Here is a 20287-nt window from a genome sequence, read left to right as displayed (position 1 = left end):
ATGACAACCCCGCAGAGCGTTCCGACCCTGGGAACGCACCCGGCTGCCGGTGCCAACCCGGGCCGAGCCGAGACCCGGGAGAGACTGTCCAAGGCGACATACGACCTCCTGGTGATCGGTGGCGGCATCCTGGGCACCTCGGTGGCCTGGCACGCCGCGCAGTCCGGACTGCGGGTCGCGATGGTGGACGCCGGTGACTTCGCCGGCGCCACCTCCTCCGCGTCCTCCAAGCTCGTCCACGGCGGTCTGCGCTACCTCCAGACCGGCGCGGTCAAGCTCGTCGCGGAGAACCACCACGAGCGCCGGGTGCTGGCCAAGGACGTGGCCCCGCACCTGGTCAACCCGCTCACCTTCTACCTGCCCGTCTACAAGGGCGGCCCGGTGGGCGCGGCCAAGCTCGGCGCCGGTGTGTTCGCCTACTCGGCGCTGTCCGCCTTCGGCGACGGCGTCGGCAAGGTCATCACCCCGGCCAAGGCCAAGGCCGACAACCCCGGTCTGCGCACGGACAACCTCAAGGCCGTGGCGGTCTACTACGACCACCAGATGAACGACTCCCGGGTCGCCGTCATGACGGTCCGCGCGGCCGTCGAGTCCGGCGCGGTCGTCCTCAACCACGCCGAGGTCACCGGCCTGCGCTTCACCCACGGCAAGGTGACCGGCGCGGAGCTCAAGGACCGTGTCGACGGCACGGAGTTCGGCATCGACGCGCGCGTCGTCCTCAACGCCACCGGCCCGTGGGTGGACCACCTGCGGAAGCTGGAAGACAAGGGCGCCGCGCCGTCGATCCGCCTCTCCAAGGGCGCGCACATCGTGATGAAGCGCAAGTCGCCGTGGAAGGCCGCCATGGCCACCCCGATCGACAAGTACCGCATCACCTTCGCCCTGCCGTGGGAGGACCAGCTGCTGCTGGGCACCACCGACACCCAGTACGAGGGCGACCCGGCGGACGTGCGCGCCACCGAGGAGGACATCCAGCAGATCCTCGACGAGGCCGCGTTCTCCATCCAGGACGCCGACCTCGACCGCGACCTGATGACGTACGCCTTCGCCGGTCTGCGCGTGCTGCCCGGCGGCCCGGGCGACGTGGCCCAGGCCAAGCGCGAGACGGTCGTCTCCGAGGGCAAGGGCGGCATGCTCTCCGTCGCCGGCGGCAAGTGGACCACCTACCGCCACATCGGCCGTACGGTCATGGCCAAGCTGGCCAAGGTCCCGGGCAGCCCGCTGACCGAGGACATGGAGCCCGTCTCCAGCCTGGTCCGCCGCACCCCGCTGCCCGGTGTCGCCAACCCCAACGCGGTCGCCCACCGCCTGCTCGTGGACCGCGAGCCCGGCAGCCGCATGGACCCGCTGACCGCCCGTCACCTCGCCACCCACTACGGCTCGCTGTCCTTCGACATCGCCCGCCTGGTCAACGAGAACCCCGAGCTCGGCGAGCGGATCCACGAGGACGGCCCGGAGATCTGGGCGCAGGTCGTCTACGCCCGCGACCACGAGTGGGCCGAGACGGTCGACGACGTGCTGCGCCGCCGCACCACCCTGACCATCCGCGGCCTGGACAACGAGGACGTCCGCGCCAAGGTCAAGGACATGCTGGGCGACAAGCGCTGACGCGAACACACCCCGGAACGGGGAGCGGTGCCCGGCACCGCTCCCCGTTCTCCGCGTTTCCCCGTTTCCGCACGTATGCGCGGAAACAGGCAACCGACGCCCGCCCCCGGCACGTCCCCTGGAGGGAAGAGGGGGACGAACACATGAACAGGGCAGCGATGGAACAGGCCGAGCCGGCCACGAAGAAGACCACCGCGCGACGCGGGCCGCGATGGCGCCGCGTCGCCGTGCGGGTGGCGCTGGGGCTGGCCCTGCTCGTCCTCGTACCGGTCGTCGCGGCCGGCAGCGCGCTGCGCGCCTCGTACGCCGGGGCGCCCGCCGACGACGCCGTCACCCGGGGCAAGGACGCCCTCTGGCTCGGCCACGCCTGGATCGACGGCCGCAAGGGCGACGCCGACCTCGCCCGGCTCCGCCGGAAGATCGCCGGGACCGGCATCCGCGACCTGTACGTGCACGCCGGGCCGCTGGAGCACGACGGCACCCTGCCCGCCTCGGCGTACCGCAACGCCGGCTGGCTGCTGAACGCCGTCCACCGCGAACTGCCCGGCGTCCGGGTCCAGGCGTGGCTGGGGAACAAGCTGGTCCGCCAGGGCGAGGGCGGCGGCCTGTGGCTGGGCTCGCCGGCCGCCCGCGACGCCGTCGTCGCCAGCGCCCGGCAGGTGATGCGGGCCGGATTCCAGGGCGTCCACCTGGACGTCGAACCCGTGCGCACCGGCGACCGCGACTTCCTCACCCTGCTGGACTCCCTGCGCCCGGCGGTGCGTTCGGAGGGCGGACCGCTGTCCGTCGCCGCGCAGCAGATAGACCCGCTGCCCTCCATGCACTCCGCGTCGGGTGCGTTCGGCAGCCCCAAGTGGTGGACACAGAGCTATTTCGGCAACGTCGCCCGCCGGGTCGACCAGATCGCCGTCATGTCCTACGACACCGCGCTGCCCTGGGAGAACCTCTACGGCGGCTATGTCGCCCAGCAGACCAGGCTCGCCCTCCAGGCCACCCCGGCCGGCACGGACCTGCTGATGGGCGTGCCCTTCTACCACACGGACAACCTGGGCCATCAGAGCCGGGCCGAGACCGCCGCGGCCGCCGTGCGCGGCGCCCGGCTGGGGCTCGGCCGCGAGGACCACCGCCGGCGGAACTTCGGGCTGGCGCTGTACGTGGACTTCGCGGCCACCGACGCCGACTGGCACGCCTACCGGGCCGGATGGGGAGCACGTGGCTGAAAGTCCCTCCCCCTTGGGGGCTGCGAAGGGGGGCCGCCGAAGTCGTAGGCTTGGGGCACACGCAAGACGAACGCAACTGCACGGAACGGCAACCGGCGGTGGCACGGGCGGCGCCCGTGAGCCCCGGTCGGAAGGAGGCGCTGGGTGATCGAGCTTGAGGGGGTTCCCGAGCTGATCGACCCGGTCATGATCTGTGCCTTCGAGGGCTGGAACGACGCCGGTGACGCCGCATCCAGCGCGGTGGCGCACCTGGACCGGGAGTGGAAGGGCGAGGTCTTCGCGGCGCTCGACGCCGAGGACTACTACGACTTCCAGGTCAACCGGCCCACGATCTGGCTGGACGGGGGCATCCGTAAGATCACCTGGCCGACCACGCGGCTGTCCGTGGTGCGCGCCTCCGGTGGCGCCCCGCGTGACCTCGTGCTGGTACGCGGCATCGAGCCGAGCATGCGCTGGCGGTCCTTCTGCAACGAGATCCTGGGCTTCGCCCACGAGCTGGGCGTGGAGATGGTGGTGATCCTGGGCTCGCTGCTCGGCGACACCCCCCACACCCGGCCGGTACCGGTCAGCGGGGTCACCTCCGACCCGGACCTGGCCCGCACCCTGGATCTGGAGGAGTCCCGCTACGAGGGCCCGACCGGGATCGTCGGCGTCCTCCAGGAGGCGTGCGCCCACGCGGGCGTCCCCGCGGTCAGCCTCTGGGCGGCCGTGCCGCACTACGTCTCCCAGCCGCCCAACCCCAAGGCCACCCTGGCGCTCCTCAACCGCCTGGAGGACCTGATCGACCTGCGGGTGCCGCAGGGCGAGCTGCCGGAGGACGCCCGCGCCTGGCAGCTGGGCGTCGACCAGCTGGCGGCCGAGGACAGCGAGGTCGCCGAGTACGTCCAGTCCCTGGAGGAGGCGCGGGACACCGCCGAACTGCCGGAGGCCTCCGGAGAGGCCATCGCCCGGGAGTTCGAGCGCTATCTGCGCCGCCGCGACGGCCAGCCGGGGCCCGGCCAGCCGGGCGGGGTCGCGGCCGAGCCGGGGCTCACCGAGGGCGGCCGGGACGCCTCGTACCTCCGGGACACCGCCAGCGGCCGGACCCGGCCGCCGCGCCCCTCGGCCAAGGACCCGGCCAAGGACCCGGCCAAGGACGAGGAGGGCGGCGCCACCGGGGCCCCCGAGGAGGGCACCGACGGCGCGGAGGGCGACGGCTGAGGCCCAGGGCCCCGGCGGGGCGCACCGCCCGCTCCCGGGCCCGTGAGGCCCCGCCGACGACGGAATTCGCGGGTTATTGACGCGACGCGCCGTAATGATCCGCCGTACACTTGTCTGCCCGGTGAAGGCCGGTTCGCCACCCGAGGAGGGTGGGGGGCCGGCCTTCTCGTCCCCCAGGAGGTGTGCGGATGACCAGCAGCGTTCCCGCGGTCGACACGCGTTCGGCGGCATCGGCCCTGCAGGCGGTCCTGCTCGACATGGACGGCACGCTGGTCGACACCGAGGGCTTCTGGTGGGAGGTGGAGTCGGCGGTCTTCGCCGAGCTCGGCCACCAGTTGCTGGAGGAGTGGCGCGAGGTGGTCGTCGGCGGCCCGATGACGCGCAGCGCCTCCTTCCTGATCAAGGCGACGGGCGCGAAGATCGCCCTCGCCGAGCTCACCGCGCTGCTGAACACACGCTTCTCCCAGATGATCGGGCAGGGCGTGCCGCTGATGCCGGGCGCCCGTCGGCTGCTCGCCGAGCTGGCCGCCCACCGGGTGCCGACGGCCCTGGTCTCGGCCTCCCACCGGGAGATCATCGACCGGGTGCTCCACAGCCTGGGCCCGGAGCACTTCACCCTGACCGTCGCCGGCGACGAGCTGGCGCGCACCAAGCCGCACCCGGACCCGTATCTGCTGGCCGCCGCGCGGCTGGGGGCCGACCCGGCGCGCTGCGCGGTGGTGGAGGACACCATGACGGGCGTGACCGCCGCCGAGGCGGCGGGCTGCCGGGTGGTGGCGGTGCCCTCGGTGGCGCCGATCCCGGCCGCCGCGGGCCGTACGGTCGTGGGCTCCCTGGAAGAAGTGGATCTCTCTTTTCTGCGCGGATTGATCACGGTCTGAACGCGGCGCGTTCAAGGCCCGTTCGCGGGTGAAGAAACTCTGGGCGCTTGAACGATTGTTTTCCGTGACGAATGCGCTGGCTGAATTCACCCGGCCGCCGAAGTCGATCCGGAAGTGACGTTGGTCACCGGACCGAGACCCTCCGAGGGGTTCCGTATGCCCTCGGAAGGGCTTTCACGCGGGCTGAAGCGCACCCTTGTGTCCGGATTGATCATCCCGTGCCGGAATCGTTCCGGCGTCCGGATATCGGACATCCGTCTTTCGTTATCACGGTGTGATATCGCATCGACTTCATCGTGTTCCGGCGGCGGTGGCCATCCGCACTAATCTCTTCGCGAGAACTTCACGGCTGCCCGTATGACCGCCCATCCGGTATCGGTAGGGTCCGGGCAGCCGAACGCACCACAGGGAGAACCCCAGACAATGAACCGCAAGACGTTGGTCCTGCCCACCGTGGCAGGCCTGCTGGCACCCGTACTCGTCGCCTGCGGCGGGAGCGCGGGATCCGGCGGGAACAAGGCCATCGTCATCGGCACCACCGACCGGTTCGAGCAGACCACCGACGCGCCCGCGCCCTTCGACCCGGCCGCCGCGTACGACGTCGGCGTGTGGAACGTCCTCCACAGCGGCTTCCAGACGCTGCTGCGCCTGCCGCGCTCGGGCGCCGGGCCGGTCGCCGACGCCGCCGAGAGGTGCTCGTTCGGGGACCGCAACAGCGAGCAGTTCCGCTGCACGCTGCGCAAGGGCCTGAAGTTCACCAACGGGCACGCGCTCACCGCCGAGGACGTCAAGTTCTCCATCGACCGCGCCCGGGCGATCAACTTCGAGAACGGCCCGGTCTCCCTGCTGAGCAACATCGACAAGGTCGAGACCCCCAGCGAGCTCGAGGTCGTCTTCCACCTCAAGACGCCGGACGCCACCTTCCCGCAGAAGATCGCCACCCCCGCCGCGGCCATCGTCGACAGCGAGTCCTACGCCAAGGACAAGCTGGACGACGGCTTCAAGGTGGTCGGCTCCGGCCCGTACGCCATCAAGACCGAGGTCAAGGACGACCGCGTCGCCAAGGTCACCTTCACGCGGAACGACGACTACCAGGGCCCGCTGAAGCTGCAGAACGACAAGGTCGAGATGCGCTTCTTCGACGACTCCGCGTCGATGGAGAAGGCGCTCAAGGACGGCGACATCGATGTGATCAACCGGGCCCTGCTGCCCGAGCAGATCGACCGCCTGCGCACCGCCGCCGACAAGGGCGTCCGGCTGCACGAGTCCCCCGGCGCCGAGACCAGCTTCCTGGCCTTCAACACCGACGACTCGACGGTCAAGAACAAGGCCGTCCGCCAGGCCGTGGCCCAGCTCGTCGACCGCCAGGCGCTGACCCGCGACGACTACCACCGGACGAACGAGCCGCTGTACTCGATCGTGCCCACCGGCGTCGCCGGCCACCAGAACTCCTTCTCCAACAAGTACGGCGAGCCCAGCGTGGAGAAGGCCAGGACCATCCTGCGCGGCGCCAACGTCACCTCGGCGGTGCCGCTCGTCCTCACCTATGCCACGGACCACTACGGCGAGGCCACCGAGAAGTCCTTCAAGTCGCTCCAGAAGCAGCTCAACAACAGCGGCCTGTTCGACGTCAAGCTCCAGGGCGTGAAGTGGGCGGACTTCCGCCCCGAGGCCGCCAAGGGCAAGTACGCCGTCTACGGCATCGGCTGGTTCCCCGACTTCCCGGACCCGGACAACTTCGTCGACCCGTTCGTGGGCAAGGACAACTTCCTCGGGTCCCCCTACAAGAACCCGAAGATCATCAACGAGCTGATCCCGCAGTCCCGGCTGTCCTCGCAGCGTGACGCGGCCGCGCGGTTCTTCCAGCAGGCCCAGGACATCGTCGCCGACGACGTCCCGGTGCTCCCGCTGTGGCAGGGCAAGCAGTACGTCGCGGCCGGGGACAAGATCACCGGCGCGGAGTGGGCCCTCAACGCGGCCGCCGAACTCCAGCCGTGGGAGCTCGGGCGCGGCGTGTAACGCCGGGCACCGGGGAGTCTTACCGGATCACCGACAGCTCCATCGCACCACCTGTTTCACCAGCTCCACCTGCTTCATCTGCTCCACAGAACGCGTTACAGCTCAAGACATCCCGTCAGCGAACCAAGAACTGTGAGGAATGCGCACGTGAGGAAACGTGACCAGTGGCTCGCCGCCCCGCTTGGCGCGGGGCTTGCCGCCGCCCTGCTGAGCGGGTGCGGTTCGGACGACGGCAAGGCGGCCGGCACCGGGGAGTCGGTGGTCATGGGGATGTCGGACGAGGTGACGACCACCGACCCGGCCTCCGGTTACGACCCCGGCACCTGGCTGCTCTTCAACAACGTCTTCCAGTCGCTGATGAGCTTCCCCAAGGGCGGCACCACGCCCGAGCCGGACGCCGCCAAGAGCTGCAAGTTCAAGGACGAGAACAGCACCGTCTACCAGTGCGAGCTCCAGGACGGGCTGAAGTTCAGCAACGGTAACGACCTCACCTCCGAGGACGTCGCCTTCTCCTTCCGCCGCACGCTGAAGATCAACGACAAGGACGGTCCGGCGTCCTCGATGCTCTCCTCCATCAAGGAGATCAAGACGCCGGACAAGTCGACCGTGGTCTTCCAGCTCAAGCGCCCCGACGCCACCTTCCCGCTGAAGATAGCCTCCGGCGCCGGCTCGATCGTGGACCACAAGGAGTACCCGGCGGACAAGCTCCGCACCGACGGCAAGGCCGTGGGCTCCGGCGTCTACAAGCTGGACTCCTACGACAAGTCCAAGGCCGTCTTCAAGGTCAACGGCTCCTACAAGGGCCCCGCCGTCGTACAGAACAGCGGCATGACCCTCAAGTTCTTCCACGGTGGGCAGGAGGAGCTGAAGTCCGCCGTCCAGAAGGGCGACGTCGACCTCGCCTACCGAGGCCTCGCCATGAAGGACCTCGCCGACCTCGAGGCCGCCTCCGGCGAGAAGGGCGCGGTCAAGGTCGTCGAGGGCAACAGCGCCGAGGTCCAGCACCTGGTCTTCAACACCAAGGACCCGGTGGTCGGCAAGGTCGGCGTGCGCAAGGCCATCGCCTACCTCATCGACCGCAGCGCCCTCGTCCGCGACGTCTACAAGCGCACCGCGGAGCCGCTGTACTCGGTCGTCCCCAGCGGCATCACCGGCCACAAGACGCCGTTCTTCGACGTCTACGGCGACCGCCCGCAACCCGAGAAGGCCAAGGCGGCCCTGGCCTCCGCGGGCGTCAACGGCAAGGTGAAGCTCACCCTGTGGGCCACCCCGGTCCGTTACGGCCCGGGCACCGTGGCCGAGTTCAAGGAGATCGCCAACCAGCTGAACGCCAGCGGGTTGTTCGAGGCGGACGTCCAGAGCGTGCCCTTCGATCAGTACGAGAAGGACATCGCGGCCGGCAAGTACGGCGTCTACGTCAAGGGCTGGATCCCCGACTACCCGGACCCCGACAACTTCACCGCGCCGTTCTTCGGCGAGGACAACGTCCTCGCCAACAACTACCAGTCGAAGGACATCTCCGGCATCCTGCCGGCCACCGCCGCCCAGGGCAGCCGCGCGGCGACCGTCAGCGACTTCGCCAGGCTCCAGAACGCCGTGGCCCAGGACGTCCCCGTCCTCCCGCTGTGGCAGGGCAAGCAGTACGCCGTCGCCAACGCGCGGATCTCCGGTCTCCAGTGGACCCTCGACTCCTCGACCGTCTTCCGTTTCTGGGAGATCAGCAAGGGCGCCCAGGGCTGACCCTGCCCCACGCCGAAACGAAGCGCCCCGGTGCACGATCCTCTCGTGCACCGGGGCGCTTCCGTACGCCTCACAGGGCCGCCGCGCTCACTGGGCGCCGGGGCGCACCAGACCGCTCTCGTAGGCGTAGACCGCCGCCTGCACCCGGTCGCGCAGACCCAGCTTCGTCAGCACATGGCCCACATGCGTCTTGACCGTCGTCTCGCTGACGAACAGATCCGCGGCGATCTCCGCGTTCGACAGCCCCCGGGCCACCAGCTTCAGGACCTCGACCTCGCGGTCCGTCAGCGTGTGGAGGGTGTCCGGCAGCGGCTCCTCGCCCGACGGCAGATGCCCGGCGTACTTGTCCAGCAGCCGGCGCGTGATGCTCGGCGCCAGCATGGCCTCGCCGCCCGCCACCACCCGGATCGCCTGGACGAGCTCATGGGCGGGCGCGTCCTTCAGCAGGAAGCCGCTGGCCCCCGCCCGCAGCGCCTCCACCACGTACTCGTCCAGATCGAACGTGGTCAGCACCAGCACCTTCGCCGGGCCGTTCCGCTCCGGGCCGGTGATCTGCCGGGTGGCCTCGACACCGTCCATACGGGGCATCCGGATGTCCATCAGGACCACATCGGGCTGAAGCGCCCGCACCTGCTCCAGCGCCTGCAGACCGTCCCCGGCCTCCCCGACGACCGCGAGGTCCTGCTCGGCCTCCAGGATCATGCGGAAGCCGGTGCGCAGCAGCGGCTGGTCGTCGACCAATAGGACGCGGATCGCCACAGGAACACTCCTTCGTTAGACCTCGTCCATTCTGCCCTGAGCACCGTCCGCCGGGGCAGCGGGACCATCGCCCTCCGCCGCCCGCGGGGCCGGGACGACGGGCAGCGGATACGGCGGGGGAGTGCCGCCGAACTCCGGGCACACCGCCTGGTGGTCGCACCAGCCGCACAGCTTGGTGGGCCGCGGCCGCCAGTCGCCCGTCTCCGTGGCCAGCGAGATCGCCTCCCACAGGGCGCGCAGCTTGCGCTCCACCGCCAGCAGCTCCGCCTCCACCGGGTCGTACGTCAGCACATCGCCGCTGCCCAGGTAGACCAGCTGGAGCCGGCGCGGGATCCGCCCGCGCAGCCGCCAGATCACCAGGGCGTAGAACATCATCTGGAACAGCGGCGTCTCCCGGAACCGCGGGGCCGGGGCCTTGCCCGTCTTGTAGTCCACGATCCGCACGTCACCGGTCGGCGCCACGTCCACCCGGTCGACGATGCCGCGCAGCTTCAGGCCCGACGGCCCCGCGTCCTCCAGCACCGTCTCCACGAACAGCTCCCGCTCGGCCGGCTCCAGCCGCGTCGGGTCCTCCAGCGTGAACCAGCGCTCGACCAGCCGCTCCGCGTCCGCCAGCCACGTACCCAGCAGGTCCGCGTCGTGCGAGCCGTCCTCCCGCAGGAACAGCTCCGCCAGCTCCGGCTTCGCCGCCAGCAGCCGCTCCCACTCGCCCGGCACCAGCCCCCGGGCCCGGGGCACCGTGCGCTCGGCCGCCGGGGCGTCGAAGAGCCGCTCCAGCACCGCGTGCACCACCGTGCCCCGCGTGGCCGCCGAGCTGGGCTTCTCCGGCAGCCGGTCGATCACCCGGAAGCGGTAGAGCAGCGGGCACTGCATGAAATCGGCCGCACGGGACGGCGACAGCGAGGCCGGCCGGGCGGCGCCGGCCCGCCCGGCGGGGTTCTCGGAGGCGGTATCCATGACACAGACCCTACGGCCCGTCACCGACAGTCGGCCGCATACCATCGACGGTAAGCCCCATCACACTGCATGATCGGGAGAACACACCGGCTCCGGACCAGGGCCGGACGGGACGAGGGGACACCGTGGACGACAGCGGGCAGGGCCATTCCGGCGCGGGGGGCGCCGGCCACGGGGCCGGGCCCGGGGACCGCAAGCCGCAGCGCCCGCCGGAGACGGGCGGCGGGATCCTCATGGGCCGCCCCTTCGGCGTGCCCGTCTACGTCGCCCCCAGCTGGTTCCTCGTCGCCGCGCTGATCACCTGGGTCTTCGGCGGCCAGCTCGACCGCGTCCTGCCCGAGCTCGGCGGCGTCCGCTATCTGGTCGCCCTCTTCTTCGCCGTCGCCTTCTACGCCTCCGTGCTCGTCCACGAGCTCGCCCACACGGTCGCGGCCCTGCGCTTCAAGCTCCCCGTGCGCCGCATCCAGCTCCAGTTCTTCGGCGGCGTCTCCGAGATCGAGAAGGAGAGCGAGACCCCCGGCCGCGAATTCGTCCTGGCCTTCGTCGGCCCGCTGCTCTCCCTGGTCCTCGCGGGCGTCTTCTACCTCGCCATGCTCGCCGTCGAGCCCGGCACCGTGCCCGGCGTGCTGCTCGCCGGGCTGATGATCTCCAATCTCCTGGTCGCCGCCTTCAACCTGCTCCCCGGCCTGCCTCTCGACGGCGGCCGGATGCTCCGCGCCGTCGTCTGGAAGATCAGCGGCAAGCCCATGACCGGCACCGTCGCCGCCGCCTGGGTGGGCCGCGCCCTCGCCGTCGCCGTCCTCGTCGGCCTGCCCCTGCTCACCCACGGCGGCGACACCGAGGGCCTCGGCGGCATGGACACCCTCACCGACGCCCTGCTGGCCGCGATCCTCGCCGCGATCATCTGGACCGGCGCCGGGAACAGCCTCCGCATGGCCCGGCTGCGCGAACACCTCCCCGAGCTGCGCGCCCGCACGCTCACCCGGCGCGCCGTGCCCGTCGAGGCCGCCACGCCGCTGTCCGAGGCCCTGCGCCGGGCCAACGAGGCGGGGGCCCGCGCCCTCGTCGTCGTCGACGGACAGGGCACCCCCAGAGCGCTGGTCCGCGAGGCCGCCATCGGCGGCGTCCCCGAACACCGCCGCCCCTGGGTCGCCACCGGCTCGCTCGCCCAGGACCTCACCGACGGCACACGGCTCTCCGCCGACCTCTCGGGCGAGGAGCTCCTGGAGGTGCTGCGGGCCACACCGGCGTCCGAGTACCTGGTGGTCGAGGACACGGGGGAGGTCTACGGGGTGCTGTCCGCGGCGGACGTGGAGCGCGCGTTCGTGGCGGCGATGGCCAGGCCCACGTCGTAGCGGGTCCGGGGCGGCGCCCCGGGAAAGCGACCACGAGTGGTCGGCGGCCCGCAGGGCAACCGGTAGGCTGGTCACATGTCCGAACCGACCGGTGCCGCCCGCCGTCGCGGGCCCTTCCAGGTCGGGGACCAGGTCCAGCTCACCGACCCCAAGGGTCGCCACTACACGTTCACGCTCGAGGCCGGGAAGAATTTCCACACCCACAAGGGTTCCTTCCCCCACGACGAGCTGATCGGCGCTCCCGAGGGCAGTGTTGTCCGCACCACGGGGAACGTCGCGTACCTCGCGCTGCGTCCCCTGCTCCCCGACTACGTCCTGTCCATGCCCCGCGGCGCCGCCGTGGTCTACCCCAAGGACGCGGGGCAGATCCTGGCCTTCGCCGACATCTTCGCCGGCGCGCGCGTCGTCGAGGCGGGAGTGGGCTCCGGCTCGCTCAGCAGCTTCCTGCTGCGCGCCATCGGCGATCAGGGCATGCTGCACTCCTACGAGCGCCGTGAGGACTTCGCAGAGATCGCGAAGGCGAACGTCGAGCGCTACTTCGGCGGCCCGCACCCCGCGTGGCAGCTGACCGTCGGCGACCTCCAGGACAATCTGTCCGACACGGACGTCGACCGCGTGATCCTCGACATGCTCGCCCCCTGGGAGTGCCTGGAGGCCGTCTCCAAGGCGCTCGTCCCCGGCGGCATCCTCTGCTGCTACGTGGCGACCACCACCCAGCTGGCGCGGACCGTGGAGTCCATCCGCGAGATCGGCTGCTTCGCCGAGCCGCAGCCCTGGGAATCGATGATCCGCAACTGGCACGTGGAGGGCCTGGCGGTCCGCCCCGACCACCGGATGATCGGCCACACCGGCTTCCTCGTCACCGCCCGTCGCCTCGCCGACGGCGTGGAGCCCCCGATGCGCCGCCGCCGTCCCGCCAAGGGCGCCTACGGCGACGACTACGAGGGCCCCAACAAGGGCTGACCCGCCCGTACGAACCACCAGCGCGCCGTCGCCGTGCTCCGCTCCCGCGGAACTCGGCGGCGGCGCACGTGCGTTGGGTGATCCTCTGGGCCCCGCCCGCCGTTCACCGGCCCACGGCCGTGTGGCACGATGCGGACGATCCCGGTCCCCGCAGCCTTCGGCAGGAGTCAGCGCGCGTGCAGCCCCCGGCAGGTCCCGACCGTTCCGACGACTCCGGTCCCCTCCCGCACACCCGGTCCCGCCCCGCGCACTGGCTGGCCACCGCCGCCGCGCTGGCCGCGGTGATCCTGGGTGCCGCCCTGGCCGGCCCCGGCGACGCCACGGCCGGAGCCACGGCCCCCGCGAAGGCGCCGGCGGGCCCGCCCGCCGCCGCTCCCGACCCGGGCGCGGCGCGCTACCCGGTCGACTGCGGTCCCTTCCGCCCGGAGGTGGTCCGGCGGGCCACCTCCGACCTGGACGGCGACGGGCGGCCGGAGACGGCCGTCGAGGTGCGCTGCGGCTCCGGGGCGGGCACCCGGCCCAGCGGGGTGTACGTCCTCGCGGCCCCGGCCGCCCGGGGCGGGGCGCCCCGGGTCGTGGCGACCCTGGTGGACCCCAAGGAGGGGATGAGCGTCACCGGCCTCGACGCGACCGGCCGGACGGTTTCGGCCACTCTGCTCGGCTACTCCCGCGCAGGCGTACCGCGCTGCTGCCCGGACCTGCGCAGGGCGGTCAAGTGGCACTGGAGGGACGGCGAGTTCGTCCTCACAGCCCTGCCGGTCGCCAAGAGCGTCTGATCCGTCACATGTCGTGACGATCCGTTATTCGGCGTCCGGGCCGAAGACCTCGACCTTGTCGGAGACACGGCGCACGTGAATGCAGTCGCCGGGGCATTCCTTCGCCGAGTCGCGGACGTCGTTCAGCAGCGTCAGCGGCACGGGGGTGGTGGCACCCTTGTCCTGGAGGAGCTCGTCGTCGGCGGACTTCACATAGGCGAGACCGTCGATGTCGAGCTCGAAGACCTCGGGGGCGTACTGGGCGCAGATGCCGTCGCCGGTGCAGAGGTCCTGGTCGATCCAGACTTCGAGCTCTTCTTCCTGCACGGTCATCTCGCCTGCCGTTTCCTGCGTTCGTGAATCAATTGGAGCCAGCACTGACGGGTGTTGACCGAGTCGACGATACAACCGCCCGCTTTCCGATGTTGATGGGTGGGTATCCCCCTCACGTGAGGACGTGCGCAAGGGTGAAGATCGGACACACTCCGACCGGGTTTGTGATCTAGGGGTTTCAACCTGCACCGGCCCAGGTAGGGTCAGGAAGCGTCCAGCTCCCCTTGGAGGAGGTGAGGACCGTGGCAGCCCACGACGACGACATGAACCGCGGCATCCGGCCGGGACGAGGGTCTGACGACCCCGCGGGCCAGGTTGCCTATCTCGAGCAGGAGATCGCCGTCCTGCGACGCAAGCTCGCCGACTCTCCGCGTCACACGAGGATTCTCGAGGAGCGGATCGTCGAGCTCCAGACGAACCTGGCCGGCGTGTCCGCGCAGAACGAACGGCTCGCGAACACCCTCCGTGAGGCCCGCGACCAGATCGTGGCCCTCAAGGAGGAGGTCGACCGCCTGGCCCAGCCCCCGGCCGGCTTCGGGGTCTTCCTTCAGGGCAACGAGGACGGCACGGCCGACATCTTCACCGGCGGCCGCAAGCTCCGGGTGAACGCCTCCCCGAGCATCGACGTCGAGGACCTCCGGCCCGGACAGGAGGTCATGCTCAACGAGGCGCTCAACATCGTCGACGCCATGGCCTTCGAGCGCCACGGCGACATCGTCACCCTCAAGGAGATCCTGGAGGACGGCGAACGCGCCCTGGTCATCGGGCACACCGACGAGGAGCGGGTGGTGAGGCTCGCCGAGCCCCTGCTGGACACCACCATCCGCCCCGGCGACGCCCTGCTCCTGGAGACCCGCTCCGGCTACGTCTACGAGGTCATCCCCAAGAGCGAGGTCGAGGAGCTCGTCCTCGAAGAGGTCCCGGACATCGACTACACGAAGATCGGCGGTCTGGGCAACCAGATCGAGCTGATCCGCGACGCCGTCGAGCTCCCCTACCTCTACCCCGACCTCTTCAAGGAGCACGAACTGCGGCCGCCCAAGGGCGTCCTGCTCTACGGCCCGCCCGGCTGCGGCAAGACGCTCATCGCCAAGGCCGTCGCCAACTCCCTTGCCAAGAAGGTCGCCGAGGTCACCGGAAAGCCCGCGGGGAAGAGCTTCTTCCTCAACATCAAGGGCCCCGAGCTGCTCAACAAGTACGTCGGCGAGACCGAGCGGCACATCCGGCTGATCTTCCAGCGGGCCAGGGAGAAGGCCGGCGAGGGCACCCCCGTGATCGTCTTCTTCGACGAGATGGACTCCCTCTTCCGCACCCGCGGCTCCGGGGTCAGCTCGGACGTGGAGAACACCATCGTCCCCCAGCTGCTCTCCGAGATCGACGGCGTGGAGGGCCTGGAGAACGTCATCGTCATCGGCGCCTCCAACCGCGAGGACATGATCGACCCCGCGATCCTGCGCCCCGGCCGCCTCGATGTGAAGATCAAGATCGAGCGTCCGGACGCGGAGGCCGCCAAGGACATCTTCTCGAAGTACCTGACCGAGACCCTCCCGCTGCACGCCGACGACCTCGCCGAGCACGGCGGGGACGCCAGGGTCACGGTCGAGGGCATGATCCAGTCGGTCGTCGAGCAGATGTACGCCGAATCCGAGGAGAACCGCTTCCTGGAGGTCACCTACGCCAACGGTGACAAGGAAGTCCTCTACTTCAAGGACTTCAACTCCGGAGCGATGATCCAGAACATCGTGGACCGGGCCAAGAAAATGGCCATCAAGGCCTTCCTCGACCACAACCAGAAGGGTCTGCGCGTCTCCCACCTGCTCGCCGCCTGCGTGGACGAGTTCAAGGAGAACGAGGACCTGCCCAACACCACCAACCCGGACGACTGGGCCCGGATCTCCGGAAAGAAGGGCGAGCGGATCGTCTTCATCCGCACCCTCGTCACCGGAAAGCAGGGCGCGGACACCGGCCGCTCCATCGACACCGTGGCCAATACCGGCCAGTATCTGTAACACCGCCGTCCGGCTGCGGATGTCCCTGTCGCTGTGCCTTCCCCGACCGTTCCGGCGGGGAAGGAGAGGGGGCGTCCGCAGCCGGACGCGTTTTGCACCACGCGTTGCACCACTCGTGGGACGCCGACCATGCCGCCGTCCGCGCGGGGCACCAACCCGAGCAATGACTGTAATGATCTCCCCAGCGCCGCAAAGCCGTTCTAGGCTCTTCGGTACCACCGCGAAGCGCAGTGGGGGATCGGGGACCGTACACGGACCGGAAGCGCAGCGGTACTTGGAGCGCCGACCCCACCCGGGGGCGCCGCCGGGCAAGGAGGGCCGCATGACCGTACGGCGAGTAATGGGCATCGAGACGGAGTACGGGATCTCCGTCCCCGGCCACCCGAACGCCAATGCCATGCTCACCTCGTCCCAGATCGTCAACGCCTACGCGGCCGCGATGCACCGGGCACGCCGTGCCCGCTGGGACTTCGAGGAGGAGAACCCGCTGCGGGACGCCCGTGGCTTCGACCTCGCCCGCGAGGCCGCGGACGCCAGCCAGCTCACCGACGAGGACATCGGCCTGGCCAATGTCATCCTCACCAATGGCGCCCGGCTCTACGTGGACCACGCCCACCCGGAATACAGCTCACCGGAGATCACCAACCCCCGGGACGCCGTCCTGTGGGACAAGGCGGGCGAGCGCATCATGGCGGAAGCGGCCGAACGCGCCGCCCAGCTGCCCGGCGCCCAGCCCATCCACCTCTACAAGAACAACACCGACAACAAGGGCGCCTCCTACGGCACCCATGAGAACTACCTGATGAAGCGGGAGACCCCCTTCTCGGACATCGTCCGCCACCTGACCCCCTTCTTCGTCTCCCGCCAGGTCGTCACCGGCGCGGGCCGCGTGGGCATCGGCCAGGACGGCCACGAGCACGGCTTCCAGATCAGCCAGCGCGCGGACTACTTCGAGGTCGAGGTGGGCCTGGAGACCACCCTCAAGCGGCCCATCATCAACACCCGCGACGAGCCCCACGCCGACGCCGAGAAATACCGCCGCCTCCACGTGATCATCGGCGACGCGAACCTCTCCGAGATCTCCACCTACCTCAAACTCGGCACCACCGCCCTGGTGCTCTCCATGATCGAGGACGGCTTCATCGCCGCCGACCTCGCCGTCGACCAGCCCGTCCGCACCCTCCACCGGATCAGCCACGACCCCTCGCTGCGCCGGCTGGTCACGCTGCGCAGCGGCCGGACGCTCACGGCCGTCCAGCTCCAGATGGAGTACTTCGAGCTGGCCCGCAAATACGTGGAGGACCGCTTCGGCGTGGACGCCGACGAGCAGACCAAGGACGTCCTCTCCCGCTGGGAGGACGTCCTGGGCCGGCTGGAGCGGGACCCGATGAGCCTGGCCGGGGAGCTGGACTGGGTGGCCAAGCTGGAGCTGCTGGAGGGCTACCGCCGCCGCGACGGCCTGGGCTGGGACGCGGCCCGGCTCCAGCTGGTGGACCTCCAGTACGCGGACGTGCGCGCCGACAAGGGCCTGTACAACCGGCTCGCGGCCCGGGGGAAGATGCGCAGGCTGCTGGACGAGGCCGAGGTGGCCCGCGCCCGCACCGCCCCGCCCGAGGACACCCGGGCCTACTTCCGGGGCCGCTGCCTGGAGCAGTACGCGGACGACGTGGCCGCCGCCTCCTGGGACTCGGTGATCTTCGACCTGCCGGGCCGTGACTCCCTCCAGCGCGTCCCCACCCTGGAGCCGCTGCGGGGCACCCGCAACCACGTCAAGGAGCTCCTGGACCGCTGCCGCACGGCCGAGGAACTGGTACGGGTGCTGTCCGGCGGCTGAGCGGGGCCCCGGCGGGGTCTTAAGGGCCGGGGGAAACGGGAATCATCCCGGTGGCTCCGGGACGTTGTAGCAAGTGCAGGGCCGATCCCCGACCCTGCTTGTAGGGTCGGATCTTGAACGTCTCGTGTACGTGTACGTCGAAACCGAGCGGGGTGAGGGGTATGGCGACCAAGGACACCGGCGGCGGACAGCAGAAGGCCACGCGTGCGACGGAGGAGGTCGAGGAGCAGGCGCAGGACGCGCAGGTATCCGAGGACCTCAAGGAGCGCCAGGAGAAGCTGTCGGACGACGTGGACTCTGTGCTCGATGAGATCGACGATGTCTTGGAAGAGAATGCTGAGGATTTCGTTCGAAGTTTCGTGCAAAAGGGTGGGCAGTAGAGGCCTTTTGCCTTCGAATTGAAGGCGAAGGGGTGGGGGAGTGACTGACGCACAACAAGCGAAGCGCTGCTCGCGGTGTGGCGAGCGCAAGCCGCGAGCGGCCTTCGCGATCCACAGGTTGTTGAAGGACGGGCTCCAGAGTCAGTGCCGCGAGTGTCAAGCGGAGGGCTATCGGCTACGCCAGGAGGCGAAGGGGCGCACGGTGCGCGCCAAGGTGTCGGTGCCGCCTGGGCACAAGCGCTGCCCGGACTGTGAGCAGATCAAGCCGCACAGCGAATGGGAACGGAACAAGACGTCTTCGGACGGATGGTCGAGCTACTGCCGTGAGTGCAGGGCGCGCCGGAATCGCGACAGCTACTTCCGTCGTAAGTACGGTCTCACCCAGGAGGAGCTACGGGCCCTGATGGAACAGCAGGGTGGGGTATGTGCGATCTGCCTTGCTGCTCGTCCGGAGCACGTGGATCATGATCACGAAACGGGTGCCGTGCGTGGCGTACTGTGCTTCAGCTGCAACGCAGCGCTGGGCCAACTCAAAGACCGGCCGGACGCCGCCAGGCGTGCAGCCGATTACCTGGAAGGAAACGTGTGGAAGCCAACCCTCGTAGCATCGGGCGTCTACCGGCTGCCTTCCTGACGCCCGGCTCGTCGTCCTTCATGGACTTCCTCGCCGCGCACCAGCCCGAGATGCTGCCGCGCAACCGCCAGCTGCCCGCTGTGCAGGGCACGCTGGAGATCCCGCACGGCACGACGATCGTCGCCGCGTCGTTCCCCGGGGGAGTGGTGCTGGCCGGTGACCGCCGGGCCACGATGGGCAATGTCATCGCGCAGCGGGACATCGAGAAGGTCTTCCCGGCCGACGACTACTCGGCCGTGGGCATCGCCGGCACGGCCGGGCTGGCGGTGGAGATGGTCAAGCTCTTCCAGCTGGAGCTGGAGCACTTCGAGAAGGTCGAAGGGGTCTCGCTCTCCCTGGAGGGCAAGGCGAACCGCCTGTCGACGATGATCCGCAGCAACCTCGGCATGGCCATGCAGGGTCTGGCCGTGGTGCCGCTCTTCGCCGGCTGGGACGTGGACCGGCAGAAGGGCCGCATCTTCTCCTACGACGTCACCGGCGGGCGCTCCGAGGAGCACGGCTTCGCGGCCACGGGCTCCGGCTCGCTGTTCGCGCGCGGTTCGCTGAAGAAGCTGTTCCGTGACGACCTCACGGAGGGGCAGGCCGCCACGCTCGTCGTCCAGTCGCTCTACGACGCCGCCGACGACGACTCCGCGACCGGCGGTCCCGACCTCGCGCGCCGCATCTACCCGATCGTCATCGTCATCACCGACGAGGGTCTCCGGAAGCTCACCGAGGCGGAGTGCTCGGAGATCGTCCGTGCCATCCACGAGCGCCGGCTCGAGGAGCCGGACGGTCCGCGGGCCGCTCTGCTGTGACCCTCTGAGCGACCTTCCGTGCTTCCGATGTCCTCGTCACCCACAGAAAGGGACGGATAGCGGTGTCGACGCCGTTCTATGTCTCACCCCAGCAGGCCATGGCCGACCGCGCCGAGTACGCCCGCAAGGGCATCGCGCGCGGCCGCAGCGTCGTGGTCCTCCAGTACAACGATGGCGTTGTCTTCGTCGCCGAGAACCCGTCCCGCGCGCTGCACAAGGTCAGCGAGATCTACGACCGGATCGCGTTCGCGGCGGTCGGCAAGTACAACGAGTTCGAGAACCTGCGCATCGGCGGCGTCCGCTACGCCGATCTGCGCGGCTACACATACGACCGTGAAGACGTCACGGCCCGCGGCCTGGCGAATCTGTACGCGCAGACACTGGGCACGATCTTCTCCAGCGCGGGCGAGAAGCCGTACGAGGTGGAGCTGATCGTCGCCGAGGTGGGGGCCGCCCCCGAGGACGACCAGATCTACCGGCTGCCGCACGACGGCTCGATCGTCGACGAGCACGGCTCGGTGGCGGTCGGCGGCAACGCGGACCAGATCAGCAGCTATCTCGACCAGCGGCATCGGGACGGGATGACCCTGGGCGAGGCGCTCAAGCTCGCCGTCGAGTCGCTCGCCCGCGACACGAACGGGAGCGAGCGGACGCTGACGGCCGAGCAGCTGGAGGTCGCGGTCCTGGACCGAAAGCGGCCGCAGCAGAGGAAGTTCAAGCGGTTGCTGGGGCGGCAGCTTCAGCGGCTGCTGGAGGAGGGGTCGGGGGCGGCGGAGTCCTCGGACGCCGCCGAGGAGGAGTAGGTCCTCAAACGCCGGACGGGCTGACTTTGTCAGCCCGTCC

Annotated in this window: 18 protein-coding genes; 15 read left to right on the top strand and 3 right to left on the bottom strand. The window is 70.1% G+C overall.

Features of this window, described 5'->3' with window-relative positions; translation table 11 throughout:
• The 6 genes from AB0E98_RS29700 to AB0E98_RS29675 all read left to right on the top strand — a co-directional run bounded on the left by AB0E98_RS29700 (window position 1) and on the right by AB0E98_RS29675 (window position 8668).
• Window positions 1-1608, top strand: coding sequence for a glycerol-3-phosphate dehydrogenase/oxidase (locus tag AB0E98_RS29700; protein WP_361708552.1), 1608 nt, complete (start codon window positions 1-3; stop codon window positions 1606-1608).
• A 143-nt stretch (window positions 1609-1751) separates the two neighbouring features.
• The gene (locus AB0E98_RS29695; protein WP_361708549.1) at window positions 1752-2828 is read left to right on the top strand and encodes a glycosyl hydrolase family 18 protein; all 1077 of its coding nucleotides are present in this window, start codon (window positions 1752-1754) and stop codon (window positions 2826-2828) included.
• Window positions 2829-2972: 144 nt separating this feature from the next.
• On the top strand, window positions 2973-4028 hold the full coding sequence (locus tag AB0E98_RS29690) for a PAC2 family protein (RefSeq protein WP_361708546.1): 1056 nt from the start codon (window positions 2973-2975) through the stop codon (window positions 4026-4028).
• Between the two features lie 188 nt (window positions 4029-4216).
• A complete protein-coding gene (locus AB0E98_RS29685; protein ID WP_361708544.1) occupies window positions 4217-4909 on the top strand; it encodes an HAD family phosphatase in 693 nt (230 codons plus the stop codon).
• A gap of 423 nt (window positions 4910-5332) precedes the next feature.
• Window positions 5333-6928 (top strand): ABC transporter substrate-binding protein, encoded by a 1596-nt coding sequence (locus AB0E98_RS29680; RefSeq protein ID WP_361708541.1) that lies wholly within the window; start codon window positions 5333-5335, stop codon window positions 6926-6928.
• A 147-nt stretch (window positions 6929-7075) separates the two neighbouring features.
• The gene (locus AB0E98_RS29675; RefSeq protein WP_361708540.1) at window positions 7076-8668 is read left to right on the top strand and encodes an ABC transporter substrate-binding protein; all 1593 of its coding nucleotides are present in this window, start codon (window positions 7076-7078) and stop codon (window positions 8666-8668) included.
• 87 nt (window positions 8669-8755) lie between these two features.
• On the opposite strand, the gene AB0E98_RS29670 is transcribed toward AB0E98_RS29675, so the two are convergent.
• Both AB0E98_RS29670 and AB0E98_RS29665 read right to left on the bottom strand, forming a co-directional pair.
• Window positions 8756-9427, bottom strand: coding sequence for a response regulator transcription factor (locus tag AB0E98_RS29670; protein ID WP_126913439.1), 672 nt, complete (start codon window positions 9425-9427; stop codon window positions 8756-8758).
• 15 nt (window positions 9428-9442) lie between these two features.
• Window positions 9443-10384, bottom strand: a complete 942-nt coding sequence (locus AB0E98_RS29665; protein ID WP_361708537.1) for a PD-(D/E)XK nuclease family protein — start codon at window positions 10382-10384, stop codon at window positions 9443-9445.
• Window positions 10385-10509: 125 nt separating this feature from the next.
• On the opposite strand from AB0E98_RS29665, the gene AB0E98_RS29660 reads away from it, so the two are divergent.
• From AB0E98_RS29660 to AB0E98_RS29650, 3 genes are all read left to right on the top strand, one after another.
• Window positions 10510-11739 carry a site-2 protease family protein gene (locus tag AB0E98_RS29660; protein ID WP_361708535.1) on the top strand — a complete coding sequence of 410 codons (1230 nt, stop codon included), beginning with the start codon at window positions 10510-10512 and terminating at the stop codon, window positions 11737-11739.
• 75 nt (window positions 11740-11814) lie between these two features.
• Window positions 11815-12702: a tRNA (adenine-N1)-methyltransferase gene (locus AB0E98_RS29655; RefSeq protein WP_311612644.1), complete on the top strand. Its 888-nt coding sequence runs from the start codon at window positions 11815-11817 to the stop codon at window positions 12700-12702.
• Between the two features lie 176 nt (window positions 12703-12878).
• Window positions 12879-13478 (top strand): hypothetical protein, encoded by a 600-nt coding sequence (locus AB0E98_RS29650; RefSeq protein ID WP_361708532.1) that lies wholly within the window; start codon window positions 12879-12881, stop codon window positions 13476-13478.
• A 24-nt stretch (window positions 13479-13502) separates the two neighbouring features.
• Here AB0E98_RS29650 and AB0E98_RS29645 read toward each other — a convergent pair whose 3' ends face one another.
• Window positions 13503-13790 (bottom strand): ferredoxin, encoded by a 288-nt coding sequence (locus AB0E98_RS29645; protein WP_311612647.1) that lies wholly within the window; start codon window positions 13788-13790, stop codon window positions 13503-13505.
• Window positions 13791-14032: 242 nt separating this feature from the next.
• Between AB0E98_RS29645 and arc the strand changes: the two genes are divergently transcribed.
• The 6 genes from arc (at window position 14033) to prcA (ending at window position 20247) form a co-directional block, all read left to right on the top strand.
• A complete protein-coding gene (gene arc / locus AB0E98_RS29640; RefSeq protein ID WP_361708529.1) occupies window positions 14033-15799 on the top strand; it encodes a proteasome ATPase in 1767 nt (588 codons plus the stop codon).
• A gap of 322 nt (window positions 15800-16121) precedes the next feature.
• Complete coding sequence (gene dop, locus AB0E98_RS29635) at window positions 16122-17633, top strand: depupylase/deamidase Dop (protein ID WP_311612652.1); 1512 nt, start codon at window positions 16122-16124, stop codon at window positions 17631-17633.
• A gap of 161 nt (window positions 17634-17794) precedes the next feature.
• Window positions 17795-18013 carry a ubiquitin-like protein Pup gene (locus AB0E98_RS29630; RefSeq protein ID WP_126913432.1) on the top strand — a complete coding sequence of 73 codons (219 nt, stop codon included), beginning with the start codon at window positions 17795-17797 and terminating at the stop codon, window positions 18011-18013.
• Window positions 18014-18053: 40 nt separating this feature from the next.
• The gene (locus tag AB0E98_RS29625; protein ID WP_361708526.1) at window positions 18054-18647 is read left to right on the top strand and encodes an endonuclease VII domain-containing protein; all 594 of its coding nucleotides are present in this window, start codon (window positions 18054-18056) and stop codon (window positions 18645-18647) included.
• Entirely contained in the window at window positions 18599-19444 is an 846-nt protein-coding gene (gene prcB / locus AB0E98_RS29620; RefSeq protein WP_361708524.1) for a proteasome subunit beta, read from the top strand. The genes AB0E98_RS29625 and prcB overlap by 49 nt, the downstream gene beginning before the upstream one ends.
• Window positions 19445-19506: 62 nt before the next feature.
• Window positions 19507-20247, top strand: coding sequence for a proteasome subunit alpha (gene prcA, locus AB0E98_RS29615; protein ID WP_361708522.1), 741 nt, complete (start codon window positions 19507-19509; stop codon window positions 20245-20247).
• The last annotated feature ends 40 nt before the right edge of the window (window positions 20248-20287 follow it).

This window comes from Streptomyces sp. NPDC037389, assembly GCF_040636475.1.
GTDB lineage: Bacteria > Actinomycetota > Actinomycetes > Streptomycetales > Streptomycetaceae > Streptomyces > Streptomyces hesseae.
Note: the sequence above shows the minus strand (reverse complement) of the source record. Positions and strands in the feature narration are given on the sequence as shown.

Coding starts and splice junctions, on each gene's coding strand:
- dop (WP_311612652.1), top strand. CDS start 16,122: ATGACCGTACGGCGAGTAATGGGCATCGAGACGGAGTACGGGATCTCC.
- AB0E98_RS29700 (WP_361708552.1), top strand. CDS start 1: ATGACAACCCCGCAGAGCGTTCCGACCCTGGGAACGCACCCGGCTGCC.
- AB0E98_RS29630 (WP_126913432.1), top strand. CDS start 17,795: ATGGCGACCAAGGACACCGGCGGCGGACAGCAGAAGGCCACGCGTGCG.
- AB0E98_RS29645 (WP_311612647.1), bottom strand. CDS start 13,790: ATGACCGTGCAGGAAGAAGAGCTCGAAGTCTGGATCGACCAGGACCTC.
- AB0E98_RS29665 (WP_361708537.1), bottom strand. CDS start 10,384: ATGGATACCGCCTCCGAGAACCCCGCCGGGCGGGCCGGCGCCGCCCGG.
- AB0E98_RS29695 (WP_361708549.1), top strand. CDS start 1,752: ATGAACAGGGCAGCGATGGAACAGGCCGAGCCGGCCACGAAGAAGACC.
- AB0E98_RS29685 (WP_361708544.1), top strand. CDS start 4,217: ATGACCAGCAGCGTTCCCGCGGTCGACACGCGTTCGGCGGCATCGGCC.
- AB0E98_RS29655 (WP_311612644.1), top strand. CDS start 11,815: ATGTCCGAACCGACCGGTGCCGCCCGCCGTCGCGGGCCCTTCCAGGTC.
- AB0E98_RS29680 (WP_361708541.1), top strand. CDS start 5,333: ATGAACCGCAAGACGTTGGTCCTGCCCACCGTGGCAGGCCTGCTGGCA.